The following is a 9,179-nucleotide window of genomic DNA, read 5'->3' as shown; positions in this document are numbered from 1 at the left end:
CGGTCCGGGTGCTCGCGGCCGCCGAGGGGGCGGCCGGGCCGGCGGACGGGGAGCTGCGCGCGGTCCTCGACGGGCACGCCGCGCACGTCCTGGCCGCCGCCGGGCGCGCGGGCGAGGCGGCGCGGCGGGCGTGGGCGGCGATGGCCGCGTTCCGCTCGCTGGGCGACGACCGGCGCGCGGACGTCGCGGGCGTGCACGCGGCGCGGCTCATCGTCGAGGACGCGGGGCCGCGCGCGGCGGTCGAACCGCTGCGCGACCTGCTGGGACGGCTGGCGCCGGACGGCGACGGGCGCCGGCGGGTCGCGCGGCTGCTGGCGGACGCGGAGCGGCGGCCCGACCGCGACTTCGACGTCCTCGTCACCGACCCGAACGGGGCGGCGTGGGGCGAGCTCGCCGCGGCGCTCGGCGTCGGCGCGCACCTGGCCGTGAGCAACGGCGTCGCGTGGAACACGCTCGGCGAGCCGGGGTCGCGCGACGACCGCGTCCTGCTGGAACGCGACTGGGGCGTGACCGACGCGGCGGGCTGGCGGGAGCAGGTCCGGGCGCTGCTGGACGCGGAGAACTCCGACCCCGGGATCCAGATGGTCCTCGACCGGCGGTCGCCCGGCATGGAACCGGCCTCGTGGCGGGCCGCGATCGCCGGATGGTGCGCCGAACGGAACGTGTCGGAGGCGACCACCCGGCGCGTGATCGAGATGTCCGGGCTGATCCTGCGGTACGAGGAGCGGTTCCGCGCGGACGGGCTCCTCGGGCCGGACGAGCGGGTGGAGAGCGTGTACGGCTACGACTTCGGGCGCGCCGTGAACATGGCCCGCTGGGGGCTGGGCGCCGGGTTCTGCGAGGCCGACGAGGCGGAGCGGTGCGTCCTGACGGCCGGGCGCCGCGCCCAGCAGGTGTACCCGTCGTGGGAGTCGTTCTCCGCCGGGTACGTTCTCGGCCGGATGCTGCGGTTCGACGAGGGCGAGTTCGGCCAGTGGTACGCGCGCTCGGTGGTCGGGCACCGCATCCTCGCCGAGGACCCCGCCAGTCCTTGGCGCCGCATGGCGTGGGGCTGACGGGCGCGGGCGGCGGGCCTCTCAGGCGAGGGCGTCGATCTCCGCGGTGAGGGCCCGCTTGGCGGCGCCGTCCAGGCAGGACGCGGTGACGGCGTTGCGGGCGAGCGCGGCCAGCTCGGTCCGGCCGAGGCCGAACGCCTCGGCGGCGGCGCGGTACTCGCCGGTCAGCGTCGTGTCGAACATGGGCGGGTCGTCGCTGTTCAGCGTGACGAACAGGCCGGCGTCGAGCATGCGCGGCAGCGGGTGGTCGGCGAGCGCGGCGACCTGGCCGGTGCAGACGTTGGAGGTCGGGCAGACCTCGAGGGGCGTGCCGGTGTCGCGGAGGTGCGCCATGAGCCGCTCGTCGCGGACGCAGGCGATGCCGTGGCCGAGCCGCTCGGCGCCGAGATGGTCGATGGCCTCCCACATCGTCTCGGGGCCGGTCATCTCGCCGGCGTGCGGGAGGCTGCGGAGCCCGGCGGCGCGGGCGGCGCGGAACGCGTCCCGGATCTCGTCGCGGATCGCGGCGCGCATCTGCTCGATGCCGCCGATCCCGAAGCCGACGAGCGCCTCCGCCGGGTGCTCCAGCGCGGCCGTGACGGTGCCCTTCACCCCGTCGATCCCGAAGTCCGCCGGGATGTCATAGATGTAGGCGACCTGGATGCCGTGCAGCTCCCGCGCGCGCCGCGCGGCGATGTCGAGCGCCTCGCGCACGGCGTGGTGCGGGATTCCCGCGCGGGTGTGCGCCTGCGGGGTGACGGTCAGCTCGACGTACCGGACGTTCTGGGCGGCGAGGTCGCGGGCGGCGCCGAGCACGAGCGTCGCGACGTCCTCGGGCGTCCGGACGAGGTGGTTCACCCGGTCGTAGACCTGGGCGAAGTGGGGGAAGTCGGTGAACTTGTAGAACGCGCGCAGCTCGCGCTCGTCCACGGGCACGCCGCCGTCGGGGTGCCGGCGGGCGAGTTCCAGGACGGTGGGGACGGACGCCGAGCCCACGAGATGCACGTGGAGCTCGACCTTGGGCAGGGCGTCGATGAACGCTTCGATGGACGTGTTCTGGGTCGGCACGCGGCGACGCTAACAGCGCCACGAGCGGCCGGGACAGAGAAACCGGGCGAACCTGCCACGAAATTGTGAAGATCCCCCGGACCGGGCACGATGGGGGTGTGCGCGCGTCCCGGTTGATCTCACTCGTCCTGCTCCTGCAGTCGCGCGACCGCATGACGGCGGCCGAGCTGGCGCGGGAGCTGGAGGTGTCGGAGCGGACCGTGTACCGGGACGTCGAGGCGCTCTCGGCGGCCGGGGTCCCGGTGTACGCGGAGCAGGGCCGGGCGGGCGGCTACCGCCTCGTCGCCGGATACCGGACGCGGCTGACCGGGCTCAGCCGGGAGGAGGCCGAGGCGCTCTTCCTGTCGGGCCTGCCGGGCCCGGCCGGGGACATGGGCCTCGCCGACGCCGTGGCCGCCGCGGAGCTGAAGGTGCTGGCCGCGCTGCCGGGCCCGCTGCGGGACGCGCCCGCCCGCGCCGGGCAGCGGTTCCACCTGGACGCGCCCGGCTGGTTCCACGCGCCCGATCCGCCGCCGCTGCTGCGCGAGCTCGCCGCCGCCGTCTGGTCGGACGCGGAGGTCGAGCTGCGGTACCGGCGCAAGGACGGCGACGTGACGCGGACGGCCGAACCGTACGGGCTCGTCCTGAAGAACGGCACCTGGTACCTGGTGGCGCTCGTCGAGGGGCGGGGCCGCACCTACCGGGTCGACCGGGTCGGGGCTGTAACGCCGACCGGCGCGACGTTCGACCGCGACGTGGACTTCGACCTCGCGGGGTACTGGCGGGAGCAGGCCGACGCGTTCGCCCGGTCGATGCTGCGCGAGGAGATCACCGTGCGGCTCAGCCCGGAGGGGATGCGGGGGCTGCGGTTCGCGGCCACCGAGCACGCGGTGCGCCGGGCCGCCGAGGCGGCCGGGGAGCCCGACGCGGACGGGTGGCGGACGACCGTGCTGCCGGTCGAGTCGCTCGAGGTGGCGGCGCAGGAGATGCGGATCCTCGGCGCGGACGTCGAGGTGCTGGGCCCGCCGGAGCTGCGGGCGCGGATGGCCGGGACCGCCGCCCGGCTCGCGGCGCTGTACGCGCGGCCGGGCGACGGCGACGCCGGTGGTGACGCCGGTGGTGACGCCGGTGGCGGGCCAGGTCAGCGGTAGCCGGTGACGTCGGCGGGCTTGCCCGCCATCGCGACCTCGGTGATGTAGGTGTAGGCGTCCGGCCGGCTGCCGTCGACGTCGGTGAACCCGTAGACCTTCGCGAGCCCGCCGCTGGACTGCGACGTCCCGTTCCAGCGGGCCCGCTCCGGGTCGGCCGCGAGGGCCGCGACGGCGCGGCCGACGAACGCGGGCGTCTCGGAGATCGCGAAGTGCGGGTCCTTCGCCGCGCCGTCGGTCCAGGTGTCCTCGGTGACGCCGAAGTGCTCGAGCATCGCCTCGGACCGCAGCCAGCCGGGCGTCACCGCCACGGCCGTCCCGCCGTACGGGGCGATCTCCACGGACTGGGCGAGCGCCATGCGGATCACGGCGGTCTTGACCAGGTCGTAGAAGTAGCCGCAGTCCCGGCGGTAGTCCGCGTTGAACTCGGCGGTCCCGTCGGTGATCTCGACGACGAGACCGCCGGGCTCACGGATCAGCAGGGGCAGCGCCTTGTGGCTGGTGACGGCGTGGGTGTCGATGGCGAGCCGCAGCATCCGCAGCCCGTTCTCCAGCGACTGCTCCCACAGCGGCTTGCCGAACTCGAAGAGGTGGTCGCTCCCCCAGATGTCGTTGACCAGGACGTCGAGCCGGCCGCGCTCGTCGTCGATGCGGCGGACGAGGCCGTCCACCTGCGCGGGATCCAGGTGGTCGACCCGGACGGCGACGCCCTCGCCGCCCGCCGCCGTGACGAGCTCGGCGGTGTCCTCGATGGTCTCGGGACGGTCCATCTCGGACCGCGCGGACCGGGTGGTCCGTCCCGTGCAGTACACGGTGGCTCCGGCGGCGCCGAGCTCGACGGCGATGCCGCGGCCCGCGCCCCGGGTGGCGCCGGCGACCAGCGCGACCTTCCCCGCCAGCGGCGCGCTCTCGGTTTCGTTCTCGCTCATGCCGCCGATGCTGGCAGCGAAACCTGACAGCGCGCGTCAGTCTTCCGCCGGGCCGCCGGAGATCTTCTCCGGCGTCAGCCGAAGATGCTGACGCCGCCGGGGCCGACGAGCAGGCCGACGACGATGAGGACGATGCCCCAGAGGAGGTCGCGACGGGCGATCAGGACGTAGGCGCCGGCGATCACGAGGATCACCGCGATGAGCCAAAGTATGAACATCATGGTCCCGGGGTCCCCCAGGGGACGACCACGAAACACCCAAGTCGATTCGGACGACCGAAAACCGGGTTCCATGCCGGGCAAAAGTGCCCCGGGATGCGGCCGCCGATGCGGAGGAGGGAGCGCGCCTCCCTCCTCCGCCGGGATAACGGCGATCACCCGCGCCGCGAGCGGCGCGGTGGCCGATCACCGATTCTGCCGTGCCGCGCCCCGCGAAGACAGCACCTCAAGGACCATTTCCTGCAGTCCGCAATCCGACTCCGGAACGAGATTCGGTTCATCACTCCGGAGGGGGACGGGCGGACCGGGCCGCCCGGCGGCCCCCGGAAACGGTCAGCGGCAGAGCCGCAGCACGTTCGCCACGATGCGGTGCCCGGCGCCGCCCGCCGCCGTGAGGATCGACTCCGGATGGAACTGGACGGCCCAGCGCCGCCGCTCCGCGTTCTCGATCGCCATCACCACGTCGCCGGTCGTCGCCGTCACCTGGAAGCCCCTCACCCGGTCGGGCGTGGCGTGCAGCGAGTGGTAGCGGGCGGCGGTGAACTCGTCCGGGAGCCCCTCGAACAGCCCGCCGCCGGTCACCTTCACCTGGCCCGGCTTGCCGTGCGACGGCTCGGGCAGCAGGTCCAGCGAGCCGCCCGCGTGCTCGACCATCGCCTGCAGGCCGAGGCAGACGCCGAAGACGGGCAGGCCCCGGGCGTCCAGGGCGTCCAGCAGGGCGCCGGTCGCGAAGTCGTCCGGCCGTCCCGGGCCCGGCGACAGGACGACCAGGTCGGGGGCGTGCTCGTCCAGCAGCCGCGCGGGGAAGCCGTGGCGGAGCGTGACCACGTCCGCGCCGTGCTGCCGGAAGTAGTCGGCGAGGGTGTTGACGAACGAGTCCTCGTGGTCGACGAGCAGCACCTTCAGGCCGTCCCCCGGCCGCTCCGGCGCGGGCTCCGGCTCCCGCTCGGGCTCCGCGTCGCCCCGCGCGGTCGCCGCGAGCGCGCCCAGCAGCGCGCTCGCCTTGAGGTGCGTCTCGCGCTCCTCCTCGTCGGGGTCGGAGTCGTACAGCAGCGTCGCGCCCGCCCGCACGGTCGCGACGCCGTCGCGGATCTGCGCCGTCCGGAGGGTGAGGCCGGTGTTCATGGACCCGTCGAACCCGACGAACCCGACCGCGCCGCCGTACCAGCGGCGCGGCGAGTCCTCGTGGTCCTCGATGAACTGCATCGCCCACGTCTTGGGCGCCCCGGTGACCGTCACGGCCCACATGTGGGTGAGGAACGCGTCGAGCGCGTCGAACTCCGGACGCAGCCGCCCCTCGATGTGGTCCACGGTGTGGATGAGCCGGGAGTACATCTCGATCTGCCGGCGGCCCAGCACCCGGACGCTGCCGGGCACGCACACCCGCGACTTGTCGTTGCGGTCCACGTCCGTGCACATCGTCAGCTCGGACTCGTCCTTCGCCGACGCCAGGATCGTGCGGATCTGCTCGGCGTCCTGCAGCGCGTCGCCGCCGCGCTCGATCGTCCCCGCGATCGGGCAGGTCTCCACGCGGTCGCCGCTCACCCGCACGAACATCTCGGGCGACGCGCCCACCAGGTACTCGCCGTCACCGAGGTTGAACAGGAACTCGTACGGCGCCGGGTTCGTCTCGCGCAGCCGCTCGAAGAACGCGGCGGGCGAGTCGCAGCGGCCGTGCATGGCGTGGCCGGGCGTCACCTCGAACAGGTCGCCGCGGACGAACCGCTCCTTGGCGTCCCGCACCATCTGCGCGTACACGCCGGGGACGGGCTGCGGGGGCAGGTCCGCCGGGACGACCGCGGGCGTCGGCCCGGTGTCCCGCGGGAGCCCGGCGGTGGCCGTCCCGCCGACCTCGAAGTCGTAGGAGATGCGGTGCGAGGTCTCGCGCTTGCGGTCCACGACGACCATCTCGTCGGCCAGGTGCAGCACGAGGTCCCGCTGGTCGTCCGGCCGCTCCAGGCGCAGCTTCAGCGGCTCGAACTGCAGCGACAGGTCGTAGCCGAACGCCCCGTACAGGCCGAGGTGCGGGTCGTCGCAGCGGAACAGGTCGATGACGGCGCGCAGGGCGGTGAAGACCGTCGGCTGCCGGCTGCGCTCCTCCTCGGTGAAGAAGTCCTCCGTGGGCGGGACGAACACCGCGCACTCGCCGGGCCCGTCGGCCCGCACCTCGCCCGTCCCGCGCAGCACCGCGGCGACCGCGGGCAGCACGACCCGGCCGCGCCCGTTGAGGGCCCGCGCCGCGACCGTCCGGCCGCGCGCGACGATCTCCAGGCACGGGTCGACGTAGGCCATGTGCCAGCGGCTGTACCGGCCGGGATACTCCATGCCGGAGCTGAGCACCCCGCCGCGCCGCTCCCCCACGGCGGCGACGAGCGCGTTCAGCACGTCGGACTTGCGCTCGGGATCGACGGGCGCGGCGGTACGGGTCACCCGTACGCCCCCGGCCGTGACGAACTCGCCGGTCGTCGGCTGTTGTGAGACGGTCTCCACCGCGGTGGCCCCTCATCGTCGGGCCCTGCACCGGACGGACGACGCGTCACCGACCGCCGGGTGAGGGCGGTCGCCTGGTTTGGAACGTGCACGAACCGGCGCCGCCTTAGCGGCGCCACCACCACTGGCCGGTGATTCGGCGGGGCACGGTTCGCATGGACCGAGCCTACCGGGTCCGCGCCGCCCGGGTCGACCGGCGCGCGCGAGACCGCGCCGACCTGCGACGACACCCGTGATGGAACGGTCCACCCAAGTCGTGCCATGGCCGATATCGACCTGTGACACCGGTCACGGTACGCTCACCCGGTTTCACCCGTGACACGCTCCCGTCTCGCCATCCGGACGAGCGGGCGGCGCGTCCGGGTCCCCGTGAACGAGCGGCAAGGAGGACCCCTTGGTCTCGAAGGAAGAGCCCGCCGAGCCGGCACCCCCGGCGCCGGCGCCCCGCTCCGATCGCAGCCCGTGGAACTGGCTGCTGATCGTGCCCATCGTGGTGCCGCTGCTGACCTTCTTCTACAACAGCGACTCCCCGCGCCTGGCCGGCATCCCGGCCTTCTACTGGATGCAGCTGCTGTTCATCCCGCTCGGGGTGACCTGCACCGTCATCGTCTACCGCATGACACGGAAGCGGGGTTGATCCGGTGGCGAGCGACCACATCACAGAGATCGTCATCTTCTCGGCCCTCTTCCTGCTGGTCAGCGGGATGGGGTTCGTCGCCGCGCGCTGGCGCAGGGCCGAGACCATGGACAACCTGGACGAGTGGGGGCTGGGCGGCCGCAGCTTCGGCAGCTGGATCACCTGGTTCCTGATCGGCGGCGACCTCTACACGGCCTACACGTTCGTCGCCGTCCCCGCGCTCGTGTTCGGCGCCGGGGCGGCCGGGTTCTACGCCGTCCCGTACACGATCGTCGTGTACCCGCTGGTGTTCATCGTGCTGATCCGGCTCTGGTCGGTGTCGCACGTGCACGGTTTCGTGACCCCCGCCGACTTCGTCCGGGCGCGCTTCGGCTCGCCGACGCTGGCGCTGGTCGTCGCGATCACCGGCATCGTCGCGACGATGCCCTACATCGCGCTGCAGCTCGTCGGCATCGAGGCCGTGCTGAAGGCGATGGGCGTGCACGGGCACTGGCCGATCATCATCGCGTTCGTGATCCTGGCGGCCTACACCTACCAGTCCGGTCTGCGGGCGCCCGCGCTGATCGCGTTCGTCAAGGACGTCCTGATCTACCTGGTGATCATCGTCGCGGTGCTCTACATCCCCGCGAAGCTCGGCGGCTGGGGCGACATCTTCGACTCGGCGCAGGCCAAGTTCGACGCGTCGGAGAATCCGACCGACGGCATCCTGCTGAACGGCTCGAACCAGCTGAACTACGCGATGCTCGCGCTCGGCTCGGCGATGGCGCTGTTCCTGTACCCGCACAGCATCACCGGCGTCCTGGCCAGCAAGAACCGTAACGTGATCAAGCGGAACATGGCGGCGCTCCCGGCGTACAGCCTCGTGCTCGGCCTGATCGCGCTGCTCGGGTACATGGCCATCGCGGCGGACGTGAAGCCGGTCTCCCACGAGGGCACGGCCGACGGCAACACGATCGTCCCGGTGCTGTTCGACCAGATGTTCCCGGACTGGTTCGCGGGCGTCGCCTTCGCCGCCGTCGGCATCGGCGCGCTCGTCCCCGCGGCGATCATGTCGATCGCGGCGGCGAACCTGTTCACCCGCAACATCTACCGGGAGTACTTCAACCGGAACGCGACCGAGAAGCAGGAGGCCACGGTCAGCAAGCTGGTGTCGCTGGTCGTCAAGGTCGGCGCGGTGGCGTGCATCCTGCTGCTGGACCCGGAGTTCTCCATCGACCTGCAGCTGATCGGCGGGGTGATCATCCTGCAGACGCTGCCGGCGGTCGCGCTCGGCCTGATGACCCGCTGGTTCCACCGCGGCGCGCTCATCGCCGGCTGGGCGGCGGGCATGCTGGTGGGCCTCGCGATGCTCTACCAGATCCCGAACCCGGCCAAGGGCAAGGAGCACTTCGGCGGCTCGGCCTACCCCCTGGCCGACCTCGGCCTCGACACGACGATGACCCTCTACGTGGGCGTCATGGCGCTGCTCGTCAACGTGGTCGTCGCGGTGATCGGGACCGTGATCTGCCGCGCCGCGAGCCTCAAGGACGGGGTGGACGCGACCAAGGAGGCCGACTACCTCGCCGACGAGAACGACCCGAAGATCAAGGAGATCGAGTCATCGTGTCGTTCTGGTCCGTCGTCGAGAAGTACCGCAACTGGTTCGTGGTCGGGTTCATCGCGATCTCCACGGTGAT

Annotated in this window: 8 protein-coding genes; 4 read left to right on the top strand and 4 right to left on the bottom strand. The window is 72.9% G+C overall.

Annotation, left to right across the window (positions count from 1 at the left end):
* A partial coding sequence (locus AB0L25_RS40655) for a DUF1266 domain-containing protein (RefSeq protein ID WP_500178958.1) occupies positions 1–1,055 on the top strand: 1,055 nt, incomplete at its 5' end.
* 21 nt (positions 1,056–1,076) lie between these two features.
* On the opposite strand, the gene add is transcribed toward AB0L25_RS40655, so the two are convergent.
* The gene (gene add, locus AB0L25_RS40650) at positions 1,077–2,102 is read right to left on the bottom strand and encodes an adenosine deaminase (protein ID WP_500178957.1); all 1,026 of its coding nucleotides are present in this window, start codon (positions 2,100–2,102) and stop codon (positions 1,077–1,079) included.
* 98 nt (positions 2,103–2,200) lie between these two features.
* On the opposite strand from add, the gene AB0L25_RS40645 reads away from it, so the two are divergent.
* Positions 2,201–3,232 (top strand): helix-turn-helix transcriptional regulator, encoded by a 1,032-nt coding sequence (locus tag AB0L25_RS40645; protein ID WP_500178955.1) that lies wholly within the window; start codon positions 2,201–2,203, stop codon positions 3,230–3,232.
* Here the strand turns inward: AB0L25_RS40645 and AB0L25_RS40640 are convergent.
* From AB0L25_RS40640 to AB0L25_RS40630, 3 genes are all read right to left on the bottom strand, one after another.
* Positions 3,223–4,158 (bottom strand): SDR family oxidoreductase, encoded by a 936-nt coding sequence (locus tag AB0L25_RS40640; RefSeq protein WP_500178953.1) that lies wholly within the window; start codon positions 4,156–4,158, stop codon positions 3,223–3,225. The genes AB0L25_RS40645 and AB0L25_RS40640 overlap by 10 nt on opposite strands.
* A gap of 74 nt (positions 4,159–4,232) precedes the next feature.
* Entirely contained in the window at positions 4,233–4,379 is a 147-nt protein-coding gene (locus AB0L25_RS40635) for a GPGG-motif small membrane protein (RefSeq protein WP_169528911.1), read from the bottom strand.
* A gap of 330 nt (positions 4,380–4,709) precedes the next feature.
* Positions 4,710–6,866, bottom strand: a complete 2,157-nt coding sequence (locus AB0L25_RS40630) for an anthranilate synthase component I (RefSeq protein ID WP_500178950.1) — start codon at positions 6,864–6,866, stop codon at positions 4,710–4,712.
* Positions 6,867–7,260: 394 nt separating this feature from the next.
* On the opposite strand from AB0L25_RS40630, the gene AB0L25_RS40625 reads away from it, so the two are divergent.
* Both AB0L25_RS40625 and mctP read left to right on the top strand, forming a co-directional pair.
* Positions 7,261–7,503, top strand: coding sequence for a DUF3311 domain-containing protein (locus AB0L25_RS40625; protein WP_500178949.1), 243 nt, complete (start codon positions 7,261–7,263; stop codon positions 7,501–7,503).
* 4 nt (positions 7,504–7,507) lie between these two features.
* Entirely contained in the window at positions 7,508–9,178 is a 1,671-nt protein-coding gene (gene mctP, locus AB0L25_RS40620; RefSeq protein WP_500178947.1) for a monocarboxylate uptake permease MctP, read from the top strand.
* The last annotated feature ends 1 nt before the right edge of the window (position 9,179 follow it).

This window comes from Spirillospora sp. NPDC052242, assembly GCF_040679555.1.
Taxonomy (GTDB): domain Bacteria; phylum Actinomycetota; class Actinomycetes; order Streptosporangiales; family Streptosporangiaceae; genus Spirillospora.
The sequence above is the reverse complement of the archived record's forward strand: the minus strand, read 5'-3'. Positions and strand labels throughout refer to the sequence as shown.